This is a genomic window from Asticcacaulis sp., from assembly GCF_047605585.1.
Taxonomy (GTDB): domain Bacteria; phylum Pseudomonadota; class Alphaproteobacteria; order Caulobacterales; family Caulobacteraceae; genus Asticcacaulis.
In genome coordinates, this window is sequence record NZ_JASGFK010000003.1 from 410,746 (window position 1) to 437,185 (window position 26,440).

18 protein-coding genes and 1 tRNA gene are annotated in these 26,440 nt (G+C 60.9%); 10 read left to right on the forward strand and 9 right to left on the reverse strand.

Annotation, left to right across the window (positions count from 1 at the left end):
* Nucleotides 1–54: 54 nt before the first annotated feature.
* Nucleotides 55–270 (forward strand): hypothetical protein, encoded by a 216-nt coding sequence (locus QM647_RS11120; RefSeq protein ID WP_414995582.1) that lies wholly within the window; start codon nt 55–57, stop codon nt 268–270.
* Here the strand turns inward: QM647_RS11120 and QM647_RS11125 are convergent.
* Genes QM647_RS11125 through QM647_RS11140 form a run of 4 tightly spaced genes read right to left on the reverse strand, consistent with a single transcriptional unit; the run spans nt 267 to nt 4,952 of the window.
* The gene (locus tag QM647_RS11125) at nt 267–1,052 is read right to left on the reverse strand and encodes a polysaccharide deacetylase family protein (protein WP_414995583.1); all 786 of its coding nucleotides are present in this window, start codon (nt 1,050–1,052) and stop codon (nt 267–269) included. The genes QM647_RS11120 and QM647_RS11125 overlap by 4 nt on opposite strands.
* A complete protein-coding gene (locus tag QM647_RS11130) occupies nt 1,052–1,972 on the reverse strand; it encodes a glycosyltransferase family 2 protein (RefSeq protein ID WP_414995584.1) in 921 nt (306 codons plus the stop codon). The genes QM647_RS11125 and QM647_RS11130 overlap by 1 nt, the downstream gene beginning before the upstream one ends.
* Nucleotides 1,969–3,435 (reverse strand): polysaccharide biosynthesis C-terminal domain-containing protein, encoded by a 1,467-nt coding sequence (locus QM647_RS11135; RefSeq protein ID WP_414995585.1) that lies wholly within the window; start codon nt 3,433–3,435, stop codon nt 1,969–1,971. The genes QM647_RS11130 and QM647_RS11135 overlap by 4 nt, the downstream gene beginning before the upstream one ends.
* The gene (locus QM647_RS11140; RefSeq protein ID WP_414995586.1) at nt 3,435–4,952 is read right to left on the reverse strand and encodes an exopolysaccharide biosynthesis polyprenyl glycosylphosphotransferase; all 1,518 of its coding nucleotides are present in this window, start codon (nt 4,950–4,952) and stop codon (nt 3,435–3,437) included. Before QM647_RS11140 ends, QM647_RS11135 begins: the two co-directional genes overlap by 1 nt.
* A 230-nt stretch (nt 4,953–5,182) precedes the next feature.
* On the opposite strand from QM647_RS11140, the gene QM647_RS11145 reads away from it, so the two are divergent.
* The 8 genes from QM647_RS11145 (at nt 5,183) to QM647_RS11180 (ending at nt 16,744) form a co-directional block, all read left to right on the forward strand.
* A tRNA-Ser gene (locus QM647_RS11145) sits at nt 5,183–5,274 on the forward strand.
* 237 nt (nt 5,275–5,511) lie between these two features.
* Entirely contained in the window at nt 5,512–6,333 is an 822-nt protein-coding gene (locus QM647_RS11150; RefSeq protein ID WP_414995587.1) for a GntR family transcriptional regulator, read from the forward strand.
* Nucleotides 6,334–6,890: 557 nt separating this feature from the next.
* The gene (locus tag QM647_RS11155) at nt 6,891–9,569 is read left to right on the forward strand and encodes a TonB-dependent receptor (protein WP_414995588.1); all 2,679 of its coding nucleotides are present in this window, start codon (nt 6,891–6,893) and stop codon (nt 9,567–9,569) included.
* A gap of 180 nt (nt 9,570–9,749) precedes the next feature.
* Nucleotides 9,750–12,029 carry an alpha-N-acetylglucosaminidase gene (locus QM647_RS11160; protein WP_414995589.1) on the forward strand — a complete coding sequence of 760 codons (2,280 nt, stop codon included), beginning with the start codon at nt 9,750–9,752 and terminating at the stop codon, nt 12,027–12,029.
* Nucleotides 12,029–13,141, forward strand: a complete 1,113-nt coding sequence (locus tag QM647_RS11165; protein WP_414995590.1) for an acyltransferase family protein — start codon at nt 12,029–12,031, stop codon at nt 13,139–13,141. The genes QM647_RS11160 and QM647_RS11165 overlap by 1 nt, the downstream gene beginning before the upstream one ends.
* Before the next feature lie 10 nt (nt 13,142–13,151).
* Complete coding sequence (locus QM647_RS11170) at nt 13,152–14,045, forward strand: BadF/BadG/BcrA/BcrD ATPase family protein (RefSeq protein ID WP_414995591.1); 894 nt, start codon at nt 13,152–13,154, stop codon at nt 14,043–14,045.
* A gap of 35 nt (nt 14,046–14,080) precedes the next feature.
* Nucleotides 14,081–14,818: a GntR family transcriptional regulator gene (locus tag QM647_RS11175; protein WP_414995737.1), complete on the forward strand. Its 738-nt coding sequence runs from the start codon at nt 14,081–14,083 to the stop codon at nt 14,816–14,818.
* Between the two features lie 357 nt (nt 14,819–15,175).
* Nucleotides 15,176–16,744 (forward strand): alpha-N-arabinofuranosidase, encoded by a 1,569-nt coding sequence (locus tag QM647_RS11180; RefSeq protein WP_414995592.1) that lies wholly within the window; start codon nt 15,176–15,178, stop codon nt 16,742–16,744.
* A 74-nt stretch (nt 16,745–16,818) separates the two neighbouring features.
* Here QM647_RS11180 and QM647_RS11185 read toward each other — a convergent pair whose 3' ends face one another.
* The 5 genes from QM647_RS11185 to QM647_RS11205 form a co-directional block, all read right to left on the reverse strand.
* Nucleotides 16,819–18,336: a NosD domain-containing protein gene (locus tag QM647_RS11185; RefSeq protein ID WP_414995593.1), complete on the reverse strand. Its 1,518-nt coding sequence runs from the start codon at nt 18,334–18,336 to the stop codon at nt 16,819–16,821.
* 38 nt (nt 18,337–18,374) lie between these two features.
* Entirely contained in the window at nt 18,375–19,658 is a 1,284-nt protein-coding gene (locus QM647_RS11190) for a carbohydrate porin (protein ID WP_414995594.1), read from the reverse strand.
* 5 nt (nt 19,659–19,663) lie between these two features.
* Nucleotides 19,664–20,539 carry a type I 3-dehydroquinate dehydratase gene (aroD, locus tag QM647_RS11195; protein ID WP_414995595.1) on the reverse strand — a complete coding sequence of 292 codons (876 nt, stop codon included), beginning with the start codon at nt 20,537–20,539 and terminating at the stop codon, nt 19,664–19,666.
* A gap of 24 nt (nt 20,540–20,563) precedes the next feature.
* Nucleotides 20,564–22,813 (reverse strand): shikimate dehydrogenase, encoded by a 2,250-nt coding sequence (locus tag QM647_RS11200; protein ID WP_414995596.1) that lies wholly within the window; start codon nt 22,811–22,813, stop codon nt 20,564–20,566.
* 190 nt (nt 22,814–23,003) lie between these two features.
* Nucleotides 23,004–23,900: a LysR family transcriptional regulator gene (locus QM647_RS11205; protein WP_414995597.1), complete on the reverse strand. Its 897-nt coding sequence runs from the start codon at nt 23,898–23,900 to the stop codon at nt 23,004–23,006.
* A 190-nt stretch (nt 23,901–24,090) separates the two neighbouring features.
* On the opposite strand from QM647_RS11205, the gene QM647_RS11210 reads away from it, so the two are divergent.
* Nucleotides 24,091–26,433 (forward strand): membrane-bound PQQ-dependent dehydrogenase, glucose/quinate/shikimate family, encoded by a 2,343-nt coding sequence (locus QM647_RS11210; protein WP_414995598.1) that lies wholly within the window; start codon nt 24,091–24,093, stop codon nt 26,431–26,433.
* The last annotated feature ends 7 nt before the right edge of the window (nt 26,434–26,440 follow it).

Consider the following 26,440-nt stretch of genomic DNA (forward strand, 5'->3'; position numbering starts at 1 on the left):
CGTTTCCTTTACCGGCTGGCATGTAGCCTGGACGGAAATCACAGGGAAAAGGTCATGGATCAGGTCTGGCTGCTGCACCACACGCACAGGGTCAATGAAGACCACGAGGATATAAAGCTTCTGGGCGTCTTCTCGTCACCGGAACAGGCTGAGCGCGCCCGGCAGCGGGCGGTGAACCTGCCGGGCTTCAAGGATACGCCCGATGGCTTCAGTATCGACAAATATCTGATCGACCGCATGGGCTGGACGACCGGTTATCGCACCATTTAAGCGGCTTTTGTCTTCTGCAGCGCCTGCCCGCTGGCCAGGCGGCTGCCTTCGGCGAAGGTGACGATCTCAAAACCCATGTCGAGCGCGCGGACGATCAGGCGTTCCAGGGCCTCGGGCGTGCAGCCCCATGCGGACGGTGCGTCACGCACATCGTGGGTATAGAGCACCAGCCAGGCGGTTTCATCTTCGGCGCGGATCAGCCAGTCTGTCGCGGTCTGCTCGCCATCGGCGCCCTCGATACCGACCGCGGGGGTCTGGTTCAGGTCGCTGCCCGGCGTGATCAGGCCGTGGTGCAGGGCGCGCGACGCCGCAAAGCGCGGCCCTAGCACCGACTTGGCCTGCGGAGAGACGTCACCATACGGATAGGCGAAGGTTCTGGCCTGGGGCAGGCCCATCCGGCGGAAGGCTTCGGCGTTCAGGTCGAGATTTTGCGTAATCTCCGCCGCCGTGGCGCGGCCGCAATCGAGATGGCTGAAGGTATGGCAGGCGATCTCGTGGCCGGCGGCGTGAAGCGCGCGGATTTCAGCCTCAGTGGTGTAGGCGCCGAGGTGACTGTCGCTGCCGCACAGGCCGGCGGAGATAAAGAAGGTGCCGCGTGCGCCGTATTTTTCGAGAATAGCCGCGCCGGCTTGGGCGGCCGAGGTCGGGGCATCATCGAAACTGACGGTCAGCAGGGGACGAGGGAGCGCCTCGAAGCGCGCCGGGCAGGTATAGATCAGGCGGGCCAGGCGACGGCGCAACTTGCCGTAAAAGGAACGATCGGCGCTGTAAATGTCTGTCATCAGACGACCTGTGCGTAAAGGGCGGCGCGATAGAGACGCAGGGCGAAAGCGCGCAGCTGGACGGGCAGGAGGGGCGTCAGGCCGGCCATCTTGATGACGGGCCTCAGGGCGCCGGTGAAAGGCAGTTTCTTGAGCAGTTTCGCCACCTTGTAGCTCGGATATTGAGATACCACGTGAGGATGTTTTGCGATCACGCGTGCGAAATTGCCGACCGATTGTTCATATTTCCGCGCCAGGGTCTGCGGGGTATCGAGGCCCATATGGGTGGCGGTGTTATCGATATGACCGACGCCGTATCTCGCCGCGACGCGCATGCCCCATTCGGTGTCTTCCCAGCCCCAGCCGGTGAAGGCGGGATCGAAGCCTTCGGCCGTGAAGACATCGCGACGCACGAGCAGGTTGGAGGTAAAGACGTATTTTTCCGGGAATTGGCTGCGTTCGGCGGCACTCAGGCAATCGCTTTGCCCGGCCATGGCCTTGTGGATGGCGAAGGCTTTTGTTTCGGGCGCCTGAATCAGCGAAAAGCCGCCGAAAACGACGGTCGAGCGGCCATCGGCCTCGGCCAGCCAGCGGTCGAGGAAGCTGGCGTCATCGGGTAGCATATCGGAATCGAGGAACAGGAAGTAATCGCCACGCGCCGCCGTTGTCAGGCGGTTGCGGCCGCGCGCACGGCCCTCGTTTTGCGCGCAGGTGATCAGTTCGCAGGCGAGGGGGGACTGGTCGATAAAGGCGCTGACCTCGGCGGTGATCTCCGGCATGGCGGAGCCGTCATCGACCAGGATGATTTCCAGCGCTTCGGGCGTGCGGCTTTTCAGAGCCCGCAGCAGGGCCAGTGGCGACTCCTTGTAGAAGGGAATCAGCACCGACAGGCGCGGCGTCACCGTGGCGAAGGCGGTGTTGTGCAGGACGGGCTGGCTCATGCGAACACCTTGGCGCGCAGGCGGCCGAACACCTTGAGGGCCGGTTCGCGGATATCGTTGAGATCGAGCCACCAAGCCAGGGCGGCATAGACGATGACGCCGGCGAGGCCTTTCAGGATCAGGTCGATAATGGCCAGGCCGGTATCGGGCACCAGGGCCACGGCCCCCATCATGACGGCGACACTGGCGACGGTCTTGCCGAGATCGAGCACGGGTACCGGCAGGGCCAGGGTCTTCAGGCCCAGTGCCCAGGCGGCGATCAGGCCGAAGGCAAAGCTCAGGGCGGAAGCGAGCGCCGCGCCCATCAGGCCCATCAGCGGAATGAGCATCAAATTGAGCGCGATATTGCTGACGGCGGGCACGGCCATGGCGACGACCAGCAGGCGGGTCTTGCGGGCCAGGGTGAAGGCCTGCAGGAAATAATAGGTGCCGAGACCGGAAAACAGCGCGCCCAGGCTGATCAGCGGGGTCACGCTCAGGGCATCGGCGCGCAGGCCTTCGCCGATCAGCAGCGCGCCCAAATCCGGTGCGACCATGATCAGGCCGCCGACTGCGGGGAAAAGAACAAAGGCCATGGTGCGGATCTGGTGGCGGGCATTCTGCTTCAGCTCTGCCTCGCCGCCATGTTCCAGCGCATGGACCATGGCCGGACCGCCGGCGGCGCCGAACCATATGAACAGCACGTCGAGAATGCGCGAGGCCAGGGAGAAGCCGGCATGATAGGCGCCGGCCTCGGCCTCGTTGAGGAAGTGGGCGATGAGGAAGCGATCGACCGTATAGAGCGCCAGGGTCAGGATCAGACTGGCCGAAACGGGGAAGCCGTAATGGGCGTAGGCACGGGCCTTTTCGGCACTGAAGCGGCCTTTCAGCGCACGGCCCCAGTCTTCGCGCACCACGAAGGGCAGGCACAGAAGCGCGATCAGCCCGGCGCCGACCACAGGCGACGCGCCACCGAGACCGGCCGTAGCGCACAGGATACCGAGGCCGAAGCCGCCGGCCGTCTGGATCATGTCAAGCATTGACGCGGCACCGACGCGGCCTTCTGAGCGGCGCTGTTCCTGCACCAGCTTGACCAGAGACCGGAAGATGACACAGCCCAGCCCGAGACCCATGGCCATTTTCAATGATTGATCGGCATCGCCGGAAGTGGGCCATAGCCACAGGCCAAGCGCGCACAGCACGGTGAAGCCGACCGCGACCAGGGCGAAAAGGCGGTACACCGTGCCGTAAAGTTCCGGGGCTTCGCGATCGGTGCGGGATTCGGCCGGATAGAAGCGTGCCATGGCGGCCTCGATCCAGGTGAAGAACAGGGTCTGCGCCAGGCTGGACATGCCGAAGGTCAGGGCGTAGCGGCCGTAATCCTCGGGCGTCAGGATGCGGGTGAACACCATCAGGGTGGCGAACCCGATCAGGCCTTGCAGGATATTGGCGGGCAGATAGCCCCATAGACCTTTGGAAAACATCAGCGAACCGCTTTCGCATCGCCCAGCAGGCAGGGGACGGTCATAGCCATGATGTAGAGATCGAACCAGATGTCGTGGCGCTCGATATATTCGACATCCAGAGCAATACGGCGGCGGACATCCTCGGCGCTATCCAGCGGGCCGCGTGAGCCCTTGATTGCCGCCCAGCCGGTAACGCCCGGCTTCATGCGGTGACGCCAGGCATATTCGGCGACCAGACGCGCGCTTTCCGATGGGCCGGTCTTCATGCCGATGGCATGCGGACGCGGACCGACGAGCGACATCTCGCCCTTGATGACATTGAACAACTGCGGCAGCTCGTCGAGGCTGGTCTTGCGGATGAAGCGGCCGATGCGGGTGACGCGCGGATCGCCTTTCGTCACCTGCTGAGCGGCGGTGGCGTCGCTCATGTGAGTGTACATCGAACGGAACTTCCACACCCGGATCGTTTCGTTATTGAACCCGTGGCGGCACTGGCGGAAGAAGATCGGGCCGGGGCTGTCGAGCTTGATCAGCAGGGCCGTGACCAGCATCAGCGGCGAGAAGATGATCAGGGCCAGGGTGCCGATGATCAGGTCTTCGGCGCGCTTCAGCATGGCTTTGCGGTCGTCCTCCGAAATACCGGAGACGCGCGCCAGCGGCATGTCGGCCACGCGCGACCAAGCGGCCTTGGCAGACTGGCTGTTTTCCATATCGACGAACAGAGACACCTCATTGGGCAGACTGCGCAGTTTCTCGATAATGGTCTTGACGCGCGCCTTGGCGGAGGTGTCGAGCGCCACGACGATCTGGTCGACATAGGGGGTGATCTTGTGGCCAAGCAGGGATTGCACGTCACCCAGCACCGGCACGCCGGCGACCGCTTCCGGGTTGCGCGAGAGGCGGTCATCGAAGATGCCGAGGATATTGACATGGCGTTCGGCTATGGCCGCCTCGATCAGCTTTTCGGCATATTTCGTGGCCCCAACGATGACAATGCTGGGGATCAGCTTACCCTGGCGGCGCCAGCGATCGACCAGGCTCCACCAGAGAAGGTGCTGGAGCATGAAATAGACGACCGTGGCGCCGATCCAGAAACGGACGGCAGCGGTAACGGCATAGTCGTTGATCGAGAAATCGGCGATGAAATCGGCCATGACATAGCCGCCGGCGAAGACGCAGGCCAGCTTGACCAGGTGTTTCCAGACGCGGCCATTGCGTCCAAAACGATAGAGCCCGGCGGCATAAAAGGCCCAGTAAAGCACCAGGGTGGTAGCCATGAAGGGCAGGATATTGCCGAAGGGCGCGGTGAAAAATCCGTGGGGCGCTACCGAACGGGCGCAGACAACAGCAAAGGCGACCAGGGCGAGGAAATCAATGGAGCGGAACAGGCTGACGAACATGTCGCCGCTGCGGCGCTCACGGGCCGACACCAGCTTCTCCGGCCGGAAGGGGCCCCGGCGATCCCTGGGATCGATGACGGGACTGTCGACGCGCGTGGCGTCTTCGAGCGTGTGGCGGGGGAGGACGGCGTTCATGACCTGCTGGGCTTATTCTAGGCTTGAAATGACCCTAAGCGATTAGACTTAGGGGGCGGTTAACAGTGCGTATTTTTTATGATTTTCTCGTGTGGCGTGTGTGGCGGTGCGGGACAGTCGGGTAAACGGCTGCAAAAACCACGCCGCGGGCACGCGTCATGGCAAAGCTGTGCAACATTTTCCGAAACAGCGTTGCCTTTTAAAAACGAATACGCTAACTCACCCGTAACGGAGACGTGGCCGAGAGGCTGAAGGCACTCGTTTGCTAAATGAGCGTACCCCCAAAAGGGTACCCAGGGTTCGAATCCCTGCGTCTCCGCCATTTCCTTCCCATAGCTTTCATAATTGTTCGATAGCCCTTATGTGATAAGGGTTTGCGCGGGTTTAATGATTAATCCCCGCTGTTTGTGCCTTTCATGCGATGTTACGGCGCTTAAAATTGTTTAACCAATTTCATTATAATGCTAAATTGAAATACAACTGCCGCTCCGGGGGGGGCTAAAATGGGGGCGGGAGAACTTCAGAATGCAGTCGGCGGCGTTTTTACGGGGCGAGAGTAATGGCGGGTTCAGACGACAATTTTGGCTTGAGACCTGAAGCGGATAAGGAAGTCCGGGCGTATCAAAGCGTTGGTAATTCTCTGCTCGATCGCATTCGCACCGGCGAGTTTCGGGTTTCCGGGAAGTTGCCGACCGAACGGGAATTGGCAGAAGTCTACGGCGTAGGCCGGGCCGTGATTCGCGACGCGCTGGTCATGTTGGAAGTCAAGGGACTGGTCCAGTCGCGCCAGGGTTCCGGCATATACATCACGCGCAAGGCTTATGAAATAGATCCGGCAGAAAAGGCTGAGGTCAGGGCGAAGCCTGCCTGGGAAGCCCTGCCATCCGGTGGCCCGTTTGAATTGATCCTGGCGCAGCAGTGGCTTGAAAGTCATATTGCGAGACTTGCGGCCACTCAGATTTCCGATGATGACCTGGCCCTGATCCAGCAGGCTTACGATGACTATTGTCGAGCGGGCTTTGTTGATGCCCGTGAGAGTTTGATCCTGCATCTGCACCTGGCCATCGCCAAGGCCACTCAGAATACGGAATTGACCGTAATCGTGGGGCAGCTTTGGATGCGACGTGACAGCGATCCGTTCTGGAAAGTGGCGAATGTGAGATTGCATGAAACTCAGAACAGGGACCGTTGGGTACGCGATTATGCGCAGGTTATCGCTGCAATCCGCAATCGCGATGGTGATGCCGCCTATGTGGCCATGTGGCAGCACCTTGAAAATGTAAAGCAGTCTCTCTCCGAAGGGTTTGCAGCTATGGAAAAGCCTGCGGAAAAGGCATCGGGACGTGGCGTATCTCGCCGCAAGCTCAGGACTGAAGCCTAAATACCGAAAAAAACGGCAAGATGTCAGGCGAGGGGGGAAGCTCTCGCCATGAACGCGCGCGTCCGCTTCTGAAATAGAAATTGTGGTCCTATGTCCACATTCGGTTTTTTGACGCTATATTGGTTGGCCAATATATTTGGCGGGCCAATTTAAGGAAGCTAAAACTCGCATCTGGTCGACAAATATAGCATATTTGTCACAGAGGTCGACCAATATTCCAGTGGGAAATTGTACGATATTTTTGAAAAAAATATCATAAGATGCCGTTTTGTAACGATAAAATATGTTTTCATGTCACGGAAGCGCGAAATAATTGCGTCAAAAACTATTTATCGCTGATAAAAAATTGTCATAACGCCAATATTGAAATTGACAGGCCAATTTGTCGACCATAGTCTCAAACTCACAATTGGCGCTCCAATACGATCCCAGTGGTATCGTCTCCCGCCAAATTGGTTTGAAGGCTGAAACACGACACTTGTCACGTCTGGAACGGATCAGCACCTGCGTACCTGAAAGGGGCGCCGTTCGAGGCTCAATCTAAAAGGGGATAGACTATGACGTTCAAGGACTACGCACTGCTAAGCACCGCACTGGCCGGCCTGCTTACCGCTTCTTCGGTGATGGCGCAGGAAGTTGCCGCCCCCGCCGCCTCCAGCGACGCCGCCACGGAAGTGGTGGTAACCGGTTTCCGCAAGTCGCTGGCGACCGCGCTTCAGACCAAGCGCCGGGATATCCGTGTATCGGACGGCATTTCCGCCGAAGACCTGGGCAAGTTTCCCAGCGATAACATCGCCGAAGCCATCCAGCGTATTCCGGGTGTGCAAATCCAGAACGTCAACGGTCGCGGCGCCACGATCAGCGTTCGTGGCCTCGGTCCGCAATACGCCAAGGTGACCATCAACGGTCAGGACTTCGCTAATCCGAACTTTATCGATGGCTTCCGCTTCGACATCATCCAGACGGAACTGGCCAGCGCCGTGAACGTCTACAAGTCGCCGACCGCCGACATGGACATGGGCGGTCTGGCCGGCACCATCGATATCAGCACGGCCAAACCGCTCGATATCAAGGGCGAAAAGCTGATCGTCACCGCCAAGGCACAGGAATCCACACTGGCCGATGCCGGCGTCAATCCCGCCGTCGGCATCACCTACGCCAACCAGTATTTTGGTGGGAAGCTGGGCATCTATGCCGGCGCCAACTATCAGGAACTGGACGACCGCGCCGATTACCTCTTCATGGATCGCTGGTACACCTCGGCCGGTACTGACGGTGAATATAATGGCGGCACCGCCACGCCGGCCGGCACTCTGGTGCCGCGCCGCTTTCGTTACCGCCGCATCGACCGGACTTCCGATCGCACGCAGTTCAACCTCGGCGTCGAATACAAGGCCTCCGATAATCTGAAGCTCGGCCTGGCCGGTGTCTATTCCAAGGACGCCACCAAGTATGACGTGACCCAGCTTGTCTTCGGCAATTTCTCGCAAAGCTCGATCACGCCGGTGACGGTTGAGAACGGCGTCGCCACGGTCGTGAACCTGACCAATTTCGGCTACGACAACAACCGCCAGCTGGAAACGCGCGACCTCTCCACCCAGGCCTATACTGCCTATGCCAAGTGGAATATCGCACCGGACTGGACCCTGAACGCCACCGCGCACTACACCAAGGGTGATGGTTACCTGACCGAAGAAGCAGCGATCACCGGCTATGGTGAAGCCTCCGGCACGCTCGACATCAGCGATCCGGACAATATCAAGTTCACTGTCTCGGGCGATCCGGCCAGCACGGACCAGTACGAGAGCTCGAATATCACCTGGTCGAGCTATCCGAACGGCGCGCAGAACCACCAGGTTACGGACTCGACCTCCGCCCAGGTTGACCTGAAGTGGGATGCCAATATCGGTGTCTGGAAAGACCTGAAATTCGGCATCAAGGCCAAGCGTGAAACCTTCATGCGCTATGTGACGCGTCGCGACTATTTCGATGACAATCTGCAATATGTGCCGACGGTCACATCGAGTTCGCCCATTGTCACCGACTTCCTGAATGGCGGCGTTTCGGGCGTGACCAGCTGGTACACGCCGGATATCGCGGCCTATAAGGCGGCCCTGGCAGCGGCCGGTGTCACGGTGGAGACCCTGTATAACCCGCAGGATTCCTATTCGATGGCGCGCAATATCAGTTCGGCCTACGTCATGGCGGATTTTGCCGGCAATCTCGGCACCATTCCTTATCGCGCCAATGCGGGTGTCCGTTACGAGGCTACGTCGCAGAGCGTGACGGCCAACATCACGGATGGCTGCGATTGCGATATCCAGGGGCTTCTGGGTACTGAAACCACCACGATGAAATACAACAACGCGCTGCCCAGCGCCAACATCGCCTTCGATCTGACCGATACCCTGGTCCTGCGTCTGGCGGCCGCCAAGACTCTGGTGCGCCCGATCCTCGACTCCAGCTCGCGCCTCAACACCTCGCAATATTCTGCGACCGACACCAGCGGCATCACGACGGTCTATGTCGATCAGGGCAGCCCGACCCTGAAGCCGATGACCGCCATGAACCTCGATATCGGTCTCGAATGGTACTACAGCCGCAATGCCGGCTTCAGCTTCGGCGCCTTCGCCAAGGACGTGAAGAACGGCACCTATACGCAGCTGGTCTGCCCGGCGACCTGGGATGGCGTAAGCCTGTCGCTCGATGCCACGACCAACGACTGTATAGGCACCAACGACAAGATCTACCAGATCAATGTCACCAAGAACGACGCCTCCGTCGTCAAGCTGCGCGGTGCCGAAATCAACTGGCAGTCCTCCCTCGACTTCGTGCTGCCGATCAAGGGCTTTGGTGTCCAGGCTAACTATACCTACGTCGATCCGCAATATACAGACGACGGGTTCTCGCTGCGCAACCTCTCCAAGAATTCCGGTAACCTCACGGGTTACTGGGAAAACGAGAAGATCAGTGCCCGTATATCGGCCAACTATCGCAGCTCCTACGAGCAGACGAGCGTCGACAGTTTCTTCGCCCGTGAAGGCCATACCATTAAGGGCGGCACCCAGGTCGATTTCTCGTTCGGTTACACCTTCAATCCGCATGTCAGCCTGACCGTCACCGGCCAGAACATCTTCAATAAGAAAGAAGAAGCCTACAAGAACTCCGAGTCGATCTGGCAGGAAACGGGCGTCTTCGGGCCCAGCTATCAGATTGGCCTGACTTATAAGATGTAGGGTGAGGGACGGGGCCAGGTCGCCATCTAAACCCCGTCTTCTGAGCCTGCATGACCCGCGGGGGAGGTCTCCAGTTCTCCTCCCCCTGCTTCCCTCAGCGGGTCATATCCGGACAGTGTAATGTGTGCCATTACACTGTCCGGACTTTCTCTCTATAGTTCCGAATTTGGGATTTCGCCTATGTCTTACCCGCTCTCGCGCCGTCAGGCGCTTCTGCAGTCTCTGGGACTCGCCGGTGTGGCGATGCTCCCGGGAAGGATTGCGCAGGCCGGTGAGGCGACCCCCGCCACGGGCGTGCTGACGCGGCTGCTCGGCAAGACGGCGAAATCGATAACGATTAAACTCTCCAAGGCTTCCGGCGAAGCGCCCTGGTACAGCGTGGCGGCGCGCGGCGGAAAACTGAGCGTAAGCGGGTCCGATTCCGTGGCGGTAACGCGCGGGGTCTACAGCTATCTGAAACAGAACGGCCTGGCCGATATCAGCTGGGAAGGCGACCGCATTGCGTTGCCGGATCAGTGGCCGGCCGCTGCCGGGCAAAGGGTCGAAACGCCGTTCCGCCACCGCGTCTATATGAATACCTGCACCTTCGGTTACACCACGCCGTGGTGGGGCTGGCCGCGCTGGGAGCGCGAGATCGACTGGATGGCCCTGCACGGCATCGATATGCCGCTGGCCATGGAAGGCCAGGAATTCGTCTGGCAGGCGCTGTGGCGCGAAAACGGCCTGAGCGACGCCGAACTGGCCGCCTATTTCTCCGGCCCCGCCTTCACGCCCTGGCAACGTATGGGCAATATCGAGGGCTATGACGCACCGGTGCCGCAGGCGTGGATCGTCAAGAAGCGCGATCTGCAACGGCTTATCCTTGGCCGGATGCGCGAACTGGGCATGACGCCGATCCTGCCGGCGTTCGGCGGCTATGTGCCCAAGGCCTTCGCCGAAAAACATCCCGACGCCCGCATCTACAAAATGCGTGCCTGGGAAGGCTTCCACGAAACCTACTGGCTCGATCCGGCCGATCCGCTGTTTGCCAGGCTGGCGGGCCGCTTTATCGCGCTCTATACCGAGACCTATGGCGAAGGTCAGTACTATCTGGCCGACTCGTTCAACGAGATGCTGCCGCCGATTGCCGCCGATGGCTCCGATGCGGCCAAGGCTACCTATGGCGATGCCACGGCCAATGCCAAGGCGGCGGAGGCAGTCGATCCGACGGTGAAGGCGGCACGCCTGGCCGATTACGGCGCGGCCATCTACCAGTCGATCCGTCAGGCGCGGCCCGATGCCGTGTGGGTGATGCAGGGGTGGCTGTTCGGCGCCGACCGTGATTTCTGGTCGAGCGACGCCATCGGCGCCTTCCTGAGCCGGGTGCCAGATGACAAGCTGATGGTGCTCGATATCGGCAATGACCGCTATCCCGATGTCTGGACGCGCGCCGATGCCTTCAAGGGCAAGTCATGGATCTATGGCTATGTCCATAATTACGGCGGTTCGAACCCGGTTTACGGCGATCTCGATTTTTATAGCACTGACCTGGCAGCTATTAAGGCCAGCGAGAAGACGCGCAATCTCACAGGCTTCGGCGTCTTCCCCGAAGGGCTGCACAGCAATAGCGTGGTCTACGAATATCTCTACGATCTGGCCTGGGAAGACGTGGCGCCTGCCGACTGGTTGAAGACCTATACCCGCGCCCGTTACGGCCAGACCTCGCCGGTCCTGCTTGTCGCCTGGGGCAACCTGCAAACCGCCGTCTACCAGACGCGCTACTGGACGCCGCGCTGGTGGAAGAGCCGGGCAGGGGCCTATCTGTTCTTCAAGCGCCCGACGCTCGACGCGACGGAATTCCCGCCCCTGCCGGGCAATCCGCTGCTGCTGAAACAGGCTCTGGAACAGTTCCTCGCCGTGGCGCCGGACCTGACCGGCTCGAAGCTGTTCCGCAACGATATCATCGACGCCGCGCGCCATCTGGCCGGTTTCGAGATCGACGCGGCGATCCAGGCGGCGATCACTGCGTACAAGGCTGGTGATCTGACCGGGGGAGATGCGACTGTGGCGCGCGTGAGCGATCTGGCCCGGCGCGTCGATGCGCTTTTGGGCGCGCAGCAGGAAACCCTGTCGAGCTGGATCGATGATGCCCGCGCCTATGGCGATACACCGGCGGAAAGCGCCTACTATGTCGAGAACGCCAAGGCGCAGGTTACGGTGTGGGGCGGCAAGGGCAATCTCAACGACTACGCCTCCAAGGCCTGGCAGGGGCTTTATGCCGACTTCTACCTGCCGCGCTGGACGCAGTTCCTGACCGCGCTGCGCCAGTCGGTGGTCGCGCAAAAGTCCTTCGACCAAGCCGCTTTCACGGCCGCCATCACCGAATGGGAACATGACTGGGTGAAGGCCGATACCGCCTATAGCCGCCATGTGCCGGCCGATGTGCTGGCCGATATCAAATCCCTGCTGGAGGCCTGCTGATGAAACCGGCGCGCTACAAATCGCTTGATGTCTTCCGCGGCCTGACCATCTGCGTCATGATCGTCGTCAATACGGCCGGTGCCGGGGCGGAGCCTTTTGCCACCCTGCAACACGCCAAATGGTTCGGCTTCACCCTGGCCGACGCCGTCTTCCCGTCCTTCCTGTTCGCGGTCGGCAATGCCATGAGCTTCGCCATGAAGTCCGGCGTCAGCCATCAGGACTATCTGCTGAAGGTGCTGAAGCGCACGGCGATCATCTTCCTGCTCGGCTACCTGATGTACTGGTTCCCGTTCGCCCACCAGCAGGCCGATGGCAGCTGGGCGTTCAATCCGATCGGCGAGACCCGCATCATGGGGGTGCTGCAACGCATCGCCCTGTGCTTCGGCATTGCCGCCATTGCTTGCCGCTACCTGTCGGTCAAATATCTGATCGCGCTGTGCGTACTCCTGCTGGTCGGCTATTGGTCGATCCTGATGATGTTCGGCGTCCCCGGCCAGCAGCTGACGCCGCTCGGCAATGCCGGCGCGCTGTTCGATCAGGCGGTGCTCGGTATCAACCACATGTATCGAAAGGGGCATGGCTATGATCCGGAAGGCCTGCTCAGCACCCTGCCGGCCATCGTCAATGTCATCGCAGGCTTCCTGGCGGGGCGCTATATCAGCCGCAGCGAGAACAAGCCGCTTCTGGTGCGCAATCTGCTGATCGGCGGCGCCGTGTTCGTCATCGCCGGTCTGCTGTGGAGCCTGGGCTTCCCGCTGGCCAAACGCATCTGGACCAGTTCCTTCGTGCTGCTGACCATCGGCATCGATCTGGTGATCCTGGGTGGCCTGATCAGCTATGTCGAGATTGCCGGGCGAACAGAGGGCACGAAATTCTTTGAAATCTTCGGACGCAATCCGCTGGCCATCTACCTGTTCTCCGAGCTGTTCGTCACCGTGCTGCAGCTGATCAAGGTGAACGGGGAGGGGCTCTATGACTGGATCGGCATTCACCTGTTCCAGGCTGTTATTCCAGGCGCGCTCGGTTCGCTGATCTGCGCCATCGTCTATATGCTGGTCTGCTGGGGCCTGGGCTTCGGTCTCGACCGCAAGAATATCATTATCAAGATCTGAGTTTCCGACCATGCTACAAGCCAATACCCCTCTTTATTATGTCGGCATCGATGGCGGCGGCACCAAATGCCGCGCACGTCTGAAAAACCGTGCCGGGAAGGTGCTCGGCGAAGGCCTGGGCGGCGCGTCCAATATCCGTCTGGGCCTCGTCACGGTCTGGCAGAACATCATGGTTGCCGTCGATGAGGCACTGGGCCAGGCGCAGCTGTCCCGCGCCGATCTGCCCGATATTCATATCGGCATGGGGCTGGCCGGCATTACCACCGAAATGAACGCTCAGGTCACCATCGATTCCGGCCCGGAATTCGGCAGTATCCACGCGGCCAGCGACGCGCACGCCGCTTGTCTCGGCGCCTTTTCCGGCCGTGATGGCGCCATATTGATCGCCGGCACGGGCAGCGCCGGCTACGCTTTCGTGGGCGGCGTCGGCCATGCCGTCGGCGGCTGGGGTTTCGAGGTGGGGGATGACGGTTCCGCCGCTGGGCTTGGGCGCGCGGCGCTGCGGGCGGCCCTGCGCGGTCATGACCAGATCGCGCCGTCCAGCGCCTTTACGCGCGATGTCATTGCCTCCTTCGGCGGCAATCCGGCGGACGTGATCGCCTTCGTCACCACGGCCACGCCCAGCGATTTCGGCACGCTCGCGCCCATGATCATGGAAGCCGCGGAAGGCGGAGATGCGATCGCCACCGGGCTTGTGCGTGATGTCGCCAATGATATCGGCCGCTATATTGCCCGCCTGCGCGATATCGGGGCGTCGCGCATCGCCCTGGTCGGCGGTCTGGCCGACCCGATCCTGCCCTGGCTGGGCGAAGAGGCCAGAAGCCTGCTGACGCCGGCCGAGCAGGACGCGGTCGAAGGGGCGTTACTGCTGGCCCATGGCGCCGATAACGGACTTAACAGATGAACCGGTCGGTCGATCCTGCGGAGTTGAAAGGCCGGCTGTCCTTGCGGGTCATGTTGGGGGAACTGGCAGAGAGCGATCCTGCGCCCCTGTATGTCCAGCTACAGAACAGCCTGCGCCGTGCCATCCAAACCGGCGCTCTGGCCGTCAATGACGCCTTGCCGGCTGAACGGCAGATCGCCGAGGACTTCGACATCGCGCGGATCACGGTGCGCAAGGCGATCGAAGGATTGGCCGCCGAAGGCTTGATCGCTCGCCGTCGCGGCGCGGGCACCTTCGTTATACGCCGACTTGAGAAGAATTTCGCCAAACTGTCCTCCTTCACCGAGGATATGCTGACGCGTGGCAGCACACCGCGTTCCGAATGGCTGAGCAAGAGCCGTGGCACCGTCACGCCGGAAGAAGCGCTGTCTCTGGGCCTGTCGCCCGGTTCGGAAGTCTGCCGGTTCGTGCGCCTGCGTTATGCCGATAATACGCTTATGGCGTTGGAATACACCACCATTCCCGCCTTCTGCCTGCCGCCGCTGGGATTGATCACCACCTCGCTCTATGCCGCCCTTGACCTGACCGGACATCGCCCCGTGCGCGCCTTGCAGCGCCTGCGCGCCGTATCGCTGGCGGTGGAGCAGGCGGAAAAGCTGGCCGTGGCGCCGGGCGAGGCCGGGCTGTTCATCGAACGGCGCGGTTTCCTGGCCGATGGCCGGACCTGCGAACTGAGCCACTCCTATTATCGCGGCGATGCTTATGATGTGGTCGCGGAATTGAGCCAGCAGTGATGCGCTGCGCCCGAACATATTTACGAGACTGCCGCCGATTGTCCTGTCGGAAGCGTTTACCCCTCCGGTTTCGGCCGGGTGGGTTTCTGGGATGATCGGCCCTTGGCGTCCCTTGCCATTGTCTGGCAAGGGACGCTTCTTTTTAATAAGTCAGGTCAGCCAGATTTAAGGCTGTATCTGTTGCAAATGTTTTATAACGCACTGATTATAAAATCATTTGTATGAAAATAATGCGCCGCCCCTCGATAAGGGGATGGGCGTTCTGCAATTAATCGCCAACAAACTGGATAACCAATTGCACATATTATGAGTTTGAACTAAATTGTCAGACTATAATATAAATAGAGGAAATGTTATATGAAAATCAAATCCTTAGTGTCCACGGCCTGTCTGGCGATGGCCTTGACATCCGGCGCCTTCCAGATCGCCAATGCCGATACCCTGCGCGCCGATGCAGCGCTGAAAGCTGACGAAAATGGCGGCACGATCAGCCGCTATATCTATGGCCAGTTTTCCGAACATCTCGGCGGCGGCATCTATGACGGTATCTGGGTCGGGCCGGACTCGAAGATCCCCAATGTCCGCGGGATCCGCAGCGACGTGGTGGCGGCGCTGAAGGATCTCCACGTGCCGGTTGTGCGCTGGCCGGGCGGCTGCTTCGCCGATGAATACGACTGGCGCGACGGCATCGGCCCCCGCGATCAGCGTCCGGTGCGCAAGAACAACTGGTGGGGCGATGCGCCGGAAACCAACCAGTTCGGCACGCATGAGTTCATGGACTTCATCGACCAGATCGGCTCGGAAGCCTATATCTCGGTCAATGTCGGTTCCTCTTCGCCGAAAGACATGCGCGAATGGGTCGAATATATGACCTCGCCCGGCACCGACACCCTGGCCAATGAGCGCCGCAAGAACGGCCGCGATGCGCCGTGGAAGGTCGCCTTCTGGGGTATCGGCAATGAAAGCTGGGGCTGCGGCGGCAAGATGCGTCCGGAATATTATGCCGACGAGTATCGCCGCTTCCAGGCCTTCTTCCACAAGAGCGACACCAATCAGGGCCTGAAGATTGCCTCCGGCGCCAATGCCGAGCACTATGAATGGACCGACACCCTGATGAAGGTCGCCGGTGGGGATATGGATGGCATTTCCCTGCACTACTACACCCTGCCGACCGGTGACTGGAACAGCTCCAAGGGCGCGGCGACCGGCTTCGGCACCGACCAGTGGGTCAGCACCTTCTCGCGCACGCTGAAGATGGAGGAGATCATCAGCAAGCACGAAGCGATCATGGACAAGTACGACCCGCAAAAGCGCGTCGGCCTGTTCGTCGATGAATGGGGCACCTGGTACGATGTGGAGAAGGGGACTAACCCCGGCTTCCTGTACCAGAAGAACACCCTGCGTGACGCCGTAGTGGCCGCGGCCAATTTCAACATCTTCCATCACCATGTCGACCGCGTGAAGATGACGAGCATCGCCCAGACGATCAACGTCCTCCAGGCCATGATCCTGACCGACAAGGACAAGATCGAACTGACGCCGACCTATTACGCCTTCAAGATGTACGTGCCCTTCCAGGACGCCACGGCCCTGCCTTTGACCTTCACGGCGCCGCAATACAGCGCCGGCGGCAACACCATTCCGGCGTTCAACGCCTCGGCGGCGCGCGGCAAGGATGGTCACGTCTATATCGGTATCGCCAATATGGACCCGGCCGATAATATCGTCCTGTCGGTCGATGTCAGCGGTCTGAAGGTGACCAAGGTCGGCGGTCAGGTGCTAACGGCCGACAAGATGGACGCCGCCAATCTGCCGGGCGTAAAGGCCGCAGTCGCCCCCGTCGATTACAAAGGCGGAAAGATCAAGGGCAATCAATTGACCCTCGACATCCCGTCTAAGTCCGTTGTCGTCGTGCAGTTGAACTAAGCCATATCCGCGGCGGGGCTACCGCCCCGCCGCGGCTTGTCTGACAGGATAGCTGCTGTTGCCACGAGCCCGCATCAGGTGGCGGGGCGGCTTAAGGGCGACGTGGCCCGATCCGATGAGGTCAGGGTCGCGGTGAAGGTCAGGGCCTTGCGTGCCGATGGTGATGCGTTCCTGAACACAAAGGTACCCTGGCCTTGGCTATCCAGAGGAACCATGACGAAACCCAGATAGGTCTCAGCCTCGTCCTCGCCTTTTGTCGCGTTCCCGAACAATTCGACGCGGGCGAGGCTGTCTGCCGGTCCCGTAACCGTTCCTGAAACAGCGACTTCACCCTTGATGCGACTGACGGCTGTGAGGGTCGGTGCTTTCAGGTTGTGATTGGGCATAGCCTCGCAGTTTTCAGTGATCGTGGCGCTGCAAATCTGTTCAAGCTTGGACGGATCACTCTCGACGCCGCCGCCGCGATTGCCGATAAAGCTCGCGTGTTCCAGTCCCGGCACACCGAGCACGATAGCGCCTTTCTGGTCGGGCAGGCAGGCGCCGCCGGCAAAGCAGCGTTTGATATCCTTGCCATTGGCATACATGGAATTGGCTGTGATCAGGTTGACCGCCGGTCCGCTCACCCGGTTTCGCGCCGGTGTGCCGTCCGCATTGGCCGGCACCTGCGGGCGTACCGAAACGGCGACGCGATTGCCGGTCATGATATTGCCGTCGACGATATTATCCGTCCCGCTGAGCGTCACGGCTGAGGACAGGTTGGTAAAGTAATTGGCGCCGATATAGTTGCGGTTGCCCCAGTTGAGCTGGACGCCATCCGACAAACCTTCGAAGTGGTTGCGCACCACGATGTTGTCATTGCCCCACAGGATTTCCAGCCCTTGCGAAGGCTCGGCATTGGATGCGTCCGAAGTGACGATATTGTCGGCGATCAGGTTGAAGGCGGCGCCGCGCGTCGCTTCCATGGCATCGCCGTTGTTGAGGAAGGTGTTGCGCAGGATCTTGTTGTGATTGGTCGTCGTGGCGGTTGAATTGCCCTTGCCGTCGTCACCGGTCAGCATGATGCCGGCACCGCCCTTGTTGCCGACGATGCGGTTATCGGAAATGTCGTTGTCGCTGGCGCGGTTGATCAGGATGCCGATACAGAAGTTGCGCACCTCGATGCCGTGTATTTCCACGCCATGGGTATCGCGCAGGATGAGGCCGGGATTGGTGGTAGTGCGGACATTGGTGCCGTACTGTCCCGGCACAGCCCCCGGACAGGCCCTGGCGCCATCGCCGATGACATAGGCCGAACCGTCGATGACCGCATAGGCGCCGGTCTTCGCATAATCCGTGCCTTCGATGATCACGGGGCCCAGGATCGGCGGCAGTTCGTGGCCCGGTTTGATCACGCCCAGCCCGGAAGAGAGGGCTATGCGATACTGGCCGGGATTGAGGTTGTTCTGTTCGATCGCCCAGCGCAGCGTACCGGCCGAGCCGTCATCGGCGGCGCTGGTCACTGCCAGCGTCGTCTTCGGGGCGAAGGCCGGTGACTGCGCCAGAGCCGGCATGGCGAATACGGCAAGAGCCGTGGTGATCAGCAGGGTTTTCATGTTTGCTCCCTAAAACGCTTTTATCAGCCTGAAATTTTTCAGAATGTGACCTTGGTCTGGAGGCCGATCACGGTGGCGTCCGGTGTTTGCTTGAAGTTGAAGGTACCGGGATTGACGACATATTGCACATCGGGCCGCACCATCAGCCACGGATTGACCTGATAGCTGTAGGACAGCTCCCACACGGTCTCGGCCTTGGTCAGATTGTAGCGCGCGTCGTCCAGCGTCACGCCGGCAGAAATCAGGCTGGCGCGTTGCTGGTCGATCAGGCGCGGGTTGATGGTGCCGCTGATCCAGCCCAGGGCGATCTTGTCCTGGTCGCGGCCCTTGAAAGTGCCCTGATAGACGGCGCCCAGCCCATACCAGTTCCAGATCTGCGAGGTGGCGCGATCGTGGGTCAGGTATTGCGCGAAGACACTCAGACCCCGCTTCGGGTTGGCCTTTTCGGCGAAAATCTTCTGCTCGCCCATGAACCAGTAGCCATAGCGGCCTTCCTGTGTACCGCTCAGGCCCAGGCGGCTGGCGGTCGAGGTGTCGTAATAGCCGCCGAATTTGTAATTGCCGGGATGGCTGGTCTGGCTGCCGGGGGTCCAGTTGATCTCGACCGGATAGAGCTGGCCAGTGGTATCGCCCGCCCAGGGCTTGAAGGCATTGCCCTGCTGGCCCAGTTCCGGATTGACCTGAAACACGCCGGTGCGGACGGACACTTCCGGCGTCAATTTCTGCATCACTTCAAGGCCCCAACGGGCATTGGGGTAATTATACCAGCCGGAATCGCCGGAAAGCGACAGGGGATGGGCGCAGAAAGCGGCGTTGACGAAATTGGTGCCCAGGGTTTGGACGGCATAACCATTGCCCATGGCGTAAAAACCGGCCTTCACATAGGTTTTGCCATCGAAAAAGCTCTGATCGTAGCTCATCTCGGTAATGCGGGCATAAAGTCCGCCATAGGCTTCCTGTATGGGAAAGCGGTTGCCGACCAGATCGGCCGATGTGCTTTCGCCGCGCCGGTCATTGAGTGTGAAGTGGAAGGCGCCACCGCTCCAGCCGGCCAGCTTTTTCATATCGAAATCGACGCCGATGCGGATCTGCTCGGCCGTGCGGAAGCCGTTCTCATAACCACCTTCAGTGACACCCAGGCCCTCGACCACGAGATCGCCACGCAGGGTAATACCCTTGGCGGCCCAGTCGGTACGCAGTCCACCCATGTCGCCGAACAGGGTCTTGCCCTCATAGGTGTTATCCGCATGGGCGTTGTCGGCAAGCGCCAGGCCAGCCGTGGCACTGAGCACCAGGGCGATAGTCAGTATGGAACGCGACATGGGCCCTACTTCTTGACGGTGGCGGAATGAAGAATATCGAGCGTCTGCTGTAACTGGCCGACATCGATCTGGCCAGGCGCCGAGGCAGTGCCCATCATGCCGAAGGTCATGGCCGAGCCGAAGGTTTCGCCGCTCAGACGCGTGATGACGCCGGTGCCGCCCATCGACATGGTGAGCAGTGGCTTGTCGGTATAGGTGCTGCGCATCTGCCAGGTGGCATCGAGCAGTTTCAGCACATCTCCGGCGTCATGCGGCATGACGGCGATCTTCAGCACATCGGCGCCCAGCGCGTCCTGCCGGCGCAGGCGGCTGACCAGTTCGGCAGTATCAGGTGTGCCGCCGAAATCGTGGTTTGACATGACGACCTTCTGGCCGGCGGCATGGGCTTTCGCCACAATGGCCCTGACAACGGCCTCATCGCGGAACATTTCGACATCGACCATGTCGGCAAAACGGGCCTCGATCAGCTTGTCCATCAGAGCGCCGTAATCGGTATCGCTGATGGCCGTGGCGCCGCCTTCGGCCTTGGTGCGGAAGGTCAGGATGATCGGTTTGTTGCCCGATGCCGCCGCAACCTGCCGGCCGAGCGTGATCAGGTCTGGCGCGCTGGTCGCGATATCGAGATAGTCGATACGGAATTCGATGACATCGGCCGCTGGATTGGCGGCGATGCGCGCCACCTGTTCGAGATCGGCCGCAGCCGTCTTGCCCGTGAGGGGCACGATGGTCTTGGGGCGGCCTTCGCCGATAGTCAGGCCCTTGACGGTGAAGGCTTTGACCGCAGGAGCGGCGGACGGAGCGGTTTGGGCGATAGCCGGGCTGGCCATGATCGGGGCCGAAGCCAGCAAGGCCAGAGCCAACAGGGAAATGGTCGTTTTCATTATGTCCTCCGGATTATGCTTTTGTCAGGCTTTCAGAGCAAAGCCCGAGGCCAGGCGCGACAGGTTGGCCTCGTGGCCGGTAAACAGGGAAAAGGAGATTGCGGCCCGCTGGATGGCCATGCCGCCGCCGCCGAGTGTCCGGCAGCCCCTGGCGCGCGCCGCCTTGAGAAATGCCGTTTCGAGCGGAAAATAGACCAGCTCATTGACCCACATTTCAGGACGCAGGAGTGCCGGGTCCATCGGCAGGGCGGGCTGGTGCTCCATGCCCGCCGGCGAGCACTGGACCAGGCCTGTGGCGGTCACAAGGGCCTCGGCGAGGGGCTGGGTGTCGATGGCTGGCGTGTCCAGCCGTGTGGCCAGTGCCGCGACGCAGGCCGCATCCGGATCGACGATTGTCAGGCGCCTGGCGCCCATGTCGAGCAGGGCCGAGGCGACCGCGGTGCCGACGCTGCCGGCGCCAAGGATGACCACATGCGACAGATCGGCGCCCGGCAGGCCGGCCTTGAAGCTGGCGATAAAGCTATCGGCGTCGGTATTGCGGCCGATCCTGCGACCATTGCGGAACAGGATCGTATTAACCGCCCCCAGCCGCTGCGCGCAGGCATCGAGGTCCTGCAGGTGGGGAATAACCGATTGACGGTAATGGCGCGCGACATTGACCCCATCGAAACCGGCGCGTTCCAGTCCGGTCAGCACGTCGCCGATATCGGCTTTGTCACCGCCATTACGGCGAAAATCACCACGATGGCCGAGGTCGATCGTGCGGTAGACCATGCCGATGCCCTGCGCGCGGGCTTCATACTCCTGCATGCGCGGGCTGCGCGAGCCAGTGATGCCGCGACCGATCAGTCCGGCCAGAACGGAGTGGGGCAGGGCAGCTGGATCTTCGCTGGCCTCCATCACTGCCGGAGCGATCTCCGTGACCTGCGGGCGGGCCGGATTGAGTACGGCGCACAGGCCGGCCAGCACCATGGGCACCGCGAAGACGGCGAAGATCACCGGCAGGGGCAGTTTGGCGGCCAGCAGCCAGCCGCCGAGCATGGGGCCCAGCACGGCGCCGATGCGGCCGATACCCATGGCCCAGCCGATGCCGGTAGAGCGCACGGCGGCGGGATAAAGCGTAGCGGCAAAGGGATAGAAGCCGTTGAAACCGCCCTGTACCGTCACGCCGATCAGGAAGGCGACGAACAGGGTGCCGCTGACCGGCATATGGACGGAACCAAAGACGATCAGGGCGGCGGCCCCGGCCAGCAGATAGGCGAGGATCAGCTTGCGCAGGTCCACCTTTGCCGGGAACATGCCGATCGAGGTCATGCCGACAAAAGCCCCGACATTATAGGCGGCCCCGGCATAGATGGCGTCTGACGTGGCCAGACCCGCCTGGATCGACAACTTGGGAATCCAGCTGATGACGAAGTAGAGCGTCATGAAGCACAGGGAGATGGCCAGCCAGATCAATACGGTCGGCAGGCCGCGCCCGTCGGCAAACAGGCCGCGCACCCCGACCTCATTTTTCGTTGCGACCACCGTTTCCGGCAGGATTTCCAGAGGGAGCTCGCCAAAGCGCCTGCGCAAGGCATTGATTTTGGTCAGCGCCCCCTTTGGTTGCCGCTTGATGAGGAACTCAAGCGACTCGGGCAGGCAAAAGAAGATCAGTGGCACGGTGACAGCCGAGGCGATCCCGGCCCAGAAAAGCATACCGCGCCAGCCCAGGGCCTCGATATGATGCGCGACCAGGAACCCGGTCAGAACCGCACCGACGGGATAGCCGGCCTGCAGGAAACTTACGGCAAAGACGCGATGACGCGGCGGGGCATATTCGGCGGTCAGGGCCGCCATCGAGGCCAGCACCGTGCCAATACCGATGCCGACCAGGAAGCGCAAACCAATCAGATGCGTGATGTCGCCCGCGAAGCTGGAGGCCAGGGTGGCCACGCTCATCAGGGCAATGGAGAACAGGATCAGGTAGCGGCGGCCCCAGCGATCGGCAAGGGGGGCAATAAACAGGCCGCCCACCGCCATCCCGGCCAGGCCGGCGCTGAAAAGGACGCCGAGACGATCGGGCGTCACGCCCCAGTCTTTCGAAAGTGTGGGGGCAATATAGGACAGGATCAGCACATCCATGCCATCGAGCATGTTGAGCAGGAAGCAGATAGCGACCACCAGCGCCTGCTGTGGCAACCAGCCAAGACCGGACTCGATGGCGGCGGCGTCCTTGCCGACCGTGACATAGGGCGCGACCGAAACCGAACCGCGCGTGGAAAAATCAGCCATTAAACCATATCCAACCTGAGTCGGCGCCTGCACGGGCCATCCGACGGCATCCTCCGTATCGCCGCTTGTCCGCGGTCTTTTTAACGAACTCAGCTATGCGCTTTTCGCTTTTCGGAGGGAAATCCCAAATCGGTTACCACCCATAACCCGAGGTTATAGGTGGTCATAGCTCCGCCTTATGGCCAGGGGCTCAGTGCCTGTTCATCTGCGCAAAGGTCGCCAGGGTCAGCGTGTTGAAGGCTTCGCTGATGACCGAACGCGGACCTTCGGTGGCCCGGCTCAGATAGACCGGCACACTGGCCTGCTCTTCCAGATCCAGGATGCGTACCTTGCCGGCGTGGGCACGCGCGGCGGTGAAGTCATCGATCAGGGCAATACCGATATCATTTTCGGCGAAAGCGAGCGCGGTGGCAGCGTAGCGGACATAGGTGGCGAATTCCGGCACGATGCCGGCCTCATGGTAAATCCGCTGGATGATCTGACCGTGTGGCGATTCATTGCGAAAGGCGATCAGCCGTTCTTCAGCCAGGTCACGGATCGAAATGTGTTCGCGATCGGCCAGCTCATGACCCACTGGCACGGCGCAGACCATCCGGCCGGACCCGATCCGAACCGAGGTGATGCCAGGATGATCTATGTCGAACACCGTCAGGGCATAGTCGCCGCGTTCGGACAGCAGGTAATGGGGAATCTGCGGTCGTGACAGAATCTCGAAATGCACGTTCAGGCCGGGATGATCGTGGATCAGTTGCTTGAGGATGCCAGGTACGATCAGGTGACCCAGGGAAGGCGACGCACCGATGCGCAAGACCTGGTCCTCGCCTTTGGCCAGCCGTCGGGCGATCTGGTCGAGATCCTCAATCCCGCGATAGATGTGCTGGATTTCCTCGAAAAGCACCAGGGCTTCCTGGGTAGCCACCAGCCGACCGCTGGAACGATCAAACAGGCTGTAACCCAGCCGATCCTCCATATAGCGCAACATCCGGCTCAGGCCGGGCTGCGAGACATTGAGCAGCTTGGCGGCCCCAGAGACCGTCTTGGCGATCATGATGGCGCGAAAAATCTCGATCTGGCGAAAATTGAGCATATACTGGCGGGCACCTGAGTAAGTCCCGCAAGCGGGAGCGTTTGACTTTCATTACCGCGTTTCAGATTGGATCGCCATAACCTGTTGTTATGGATGACTCACAAACTGGTGTTGGAATTTATTGCAACCTGTCGCCATTTTCCCGCGCGAAAGGGTCAAGAGGCCTCTGGCCCCATCAGGATGACAAACAATGGACACGAAAAAATCCCTCCTACTGAACGGATTGGCGATCGTACTGGGTGCGGTCATGGTACTGGCGGGACTGTTCTTCGCCTGGGGCGGCGTGCGCCTGATGTGGCTGGGCGGGACGTGGTATTTCGGCCTGATCGGGCTAGCCTTGATCGTCTCCGGGGTACTGATTGTCCTGCGTCATCTGACCGGGATCTGGTTATATAGCGCTGCCTTTGTCCTGACGGTGGTCTGGGCTCTGTTTGACGCCGGATTTCACTTCTGGCCACTGGTGTCGCGTCTGGTGGCGCCAGCCGTTCTGCTCATTCTCGTCCTGCTGACGACTCCGCTGATGCGTGAAACGGTCCGCGAGCAGAGGCGTTACAGCCTGTTCGGGGCGGGGGGCATCGCCATCGCCCTGGTTCTGACCCTGATCTATGCCTTCCTGCCGCACGCCATAATTCCAGCCAGCGGGGTGGCCCCGGCGCGTGCCGAGGTGACGGACAGCGGTGACTGGAACGTCTATGGCAAGGATGGCGCAGCCACGCGCTTTGCCGCGATCGGTCAGATCACGCCGGAAAACGTCAAATCGCTGAAGGTGGCCTGGACCTTCCGCACCGGCGATATTCCGCTGAGCCCGACCGGATTTGGCGCCGAGGACCAGAATACCCCGCTTCAGGTGGGCAATACCCTCTACATCTGTACAGCCCACAATATCGTCATTTCGATTGATGCCACCACGGGCAAGGAAAAATGGCGCTACGATTCCCAGGCAAAGGCACCGCAATGGCAACGTTGCCGCGGCGTGGCCTATCATGATGCCATATTGGCCCCGACGAATATCCCCCGCCCGGCTGCCATCTGTGAGCGCCGCATTATCATGACGACCGTCGACGATCGTCTGATTGCGCTGGATGCCGAAACCGGAAAGCCTTGCCCGACCTTCGGTGACAAGGGAACCGTCAATCTGGCCGCCGATATCGGCCCCATCAAGCCCGGCTTCTATACCCAGACCTCAGCGCCGCTGGTGGCCGGCAACCTGATAGTGGTCGGTGGTCGCGTGGCCGACAATGTCGAGGTCGGCGAACCGGGCGGTGTCGTCCGCGCCTTCGATGTCAATAGCGGCGCTCTGATCTGGGCGTGGGATATTGGCAATCCGGCCACCACCAAACTGCCGCCGAAGGGCCAGACCTATACCCGCGCCACACCCAATGTCTGGGCCGGCATGACCTATGACGACAAGCTCGGCCTGGTCTACCTGCCGACCGGCAACACCACCCCGGATGCCTGGGGCGGCGAGCGCACCGCCAATGACGACAAATACAGTTCCTCCATCGTCGCGCTGGATGTAAAGACCGGCCGTCCGCGCTGGTCTTTCCAGACGGTCCATCACGACCTGTGGGACTATGACGTGCCCGCGCAGCCGACCCTGGTCGATCTGGCCGATGGCACGCCGGCCCTGGTCCAGGTCACCAAGGCCGGCCAGATATTCCTGATTAATCGCGTCACCGGGCAGCCCATCGCCGATGTCGAGGAACGCAAGGTCGCGGTCGGCAATGCCAGGGGCGAGCGCTATTCCCAGACCCAGCCGTTCTCGGTCGGCATGCCTTCCATCGGCGCCCAGACCCTCAAGGAATCCGATATGTGGGGCGCAACCCCTTTCGATCAGATGCTGTGTCGCATCCAGTTCAAGCAGATGCGCTATGACGGTGCCTTCACCGCGCCGGGTGAGGACCTGAGCCTGCAATGGCCGGGATCGCTTGGCGGTATGAACTGGGGCGGTGTCTCGATCGACAAGTCAACCAACTACATGTACGTCAATGACATGCGCCTGGGACTGTGGACGAAGTTCATCCCGCGCGAACAAGTGAAGGGTGGCAGCGGCAAGGGCACTGAAATGGGCCTGTCGAGCCAGGACGGCACGCCCTACATGTCGATGCGCAACCGCTTCCTGTCGGTACTGCAGATCCCGTGTCAGAAACCGCCCTACGGCACGATGACGGCAATCGACCTGAATACGCGCAAGGTCGCCTGGCAGGTCCCCATGGGCACCGTGCAGGATACCGGCCCGTTCGGTATCAAGATGCTGGCGCCGATTCCGATAGGTATGCCGACTCTGGGGGGGGCGCTGGCCACCAAGACAGGCCTGGTTTTCTTCGCCGGTACCCAGGACTATTACCTGCGCGCGCTCAGCGGCACGACGGGCAAGGAATTGTGGAAAGCCCGCATGCCGGTCGGCTCGCAGGGGACGCCGATGAGCTATGTTTCACCGGTTGATGGCAAGCAGTATATTGTCGTCACCGCCGGCGGCGCGCGCCAGTCACCCGATCGCGGCGATTACGTCATCGCCTACAGACTGCCGTGACGCATAG

Excerpts from the sequence above, each read along its gene's own strand:
- QM647_RS11120 (WP_414995582.1), top strand. The coding sequence starts at position 55 with ATGGATCAGGTCTGGCTGCTGCACCACACGCACAGGGTCAATGAAGAC.
- QM647_RS11125 (WP_414995583.1), bottom strand. The coding sequence starts at position 1,052 with ATGACAGACATTTACAGCGCCGATCGTTCCTTTTACGGCAAGTTGCGC.
- QM647_RS11130 (WP_414995584.1), bottom strand. The coding sequence starts at position 1,972 with ATGAGCCAGCCCGTCCTGCACAACACCGCCTTCGCCACGGTGACGCCG.
- QM647_RS11135 (WP_414995585.1), bottom strand. The coding sequence starts at position 3,435 with ATGTTTTCCAAAGGTCTATGGGGCTATCTGCCCGCCAATATCCTGCAA.
- QM647_RS11140 (WP_414995586.1), bottom strand. The coding sequence starts at position 4,952 with ATGAACGCCGTCCTCCCCCGCCACACGCTCGAAGACGCCACGCGCGTC.
- QM647_RS11150 (WP_414995587.1), top strand. The coding sequence starts at position 5,512 with ATGGCGGGTTCAGACGACAATTTTGGCTTGAGACCTGAAGCGGATAAG.
- QM647_RS11155 (WP_414995588.1), top strand. The coding sequence starts at position 6,891 with ATGACGTTCAAGGACTACGCACTGCTAAGCACCGCACTGGCCGGCCTG.
- QM647_RS11160 (WP_414995589.1), top strand. The coding sequence starts at position 9,750 with ATGTCTTACCCGCTCTCGCGCCGTCAGGCGCTTCTGCAGTCTCTGGGA.
- QM647_RS11165 (WP_414995590.1), top strand. The coding sequence starts at position 12,029 with ATGAAACCGGCGCGCTACAAATCGCTTGATGTCTTCCGCGGCCTGACC.
- QM647_RS11170 (WP_414995591.1), top strand. The coding sequence starts at position 13,152 with ATGCTACAAGCCAATACCCCTCTTTATTATGTCGGCATCGATGGCGGC.
- QM647_RS11180 (WP_414995592.1), top strand. The coding sequence starts at position 15,176 with ATGAAAATCAAATCCTTAGTGTCCACGGCCTGTCTGGCGATGGCCTTG.
- QM647_RS11185 (WP_414995593.1), bottom strand. The coding sequence starts at position 18,336 with ATGAAAACCCTGCTGATCACCACGGCTCTTGCCGTATTCGCCATGCCG.
- QM647_RS11190 (WP_414995594.1), bottom strand. The coding sequence starts at position 19,658 with ATGTCGCGTTCCATACTGACTATCGCCCTGGTGCTCAGTGCCACGGCT.
- aroD (WP_414995595.1), bottom strand. The coding sequence starts at position 20,539 with ATGAAAACGACCATTTCCCTGTTGGCTCTGGCCTTGCTGGCTTCGGCC.
- QM647_RS11200 (WP_414995596.1), bottom strand. The coding sequence starts at position 22,813 with ATGGCTGATTTTTCCACGCGCGGTTCGGTTTCGGTCGCGCCCTATGTC.
- QM647_RS11205 (WP_414995597.1), bottom strand. The coding sequence starts at position 23,900 with ATGCTCAATTTTCGCCAGATCGAGATTTTTCGCGCCATCATGATCGCC.
- QM647_RS11210 (WP_414995598.1), top strand. The coding sequence starts at position 24,091 with ATGGACACGAAAAAATCCCTCCTACTGAACGGATTGGCGATCGTACTG.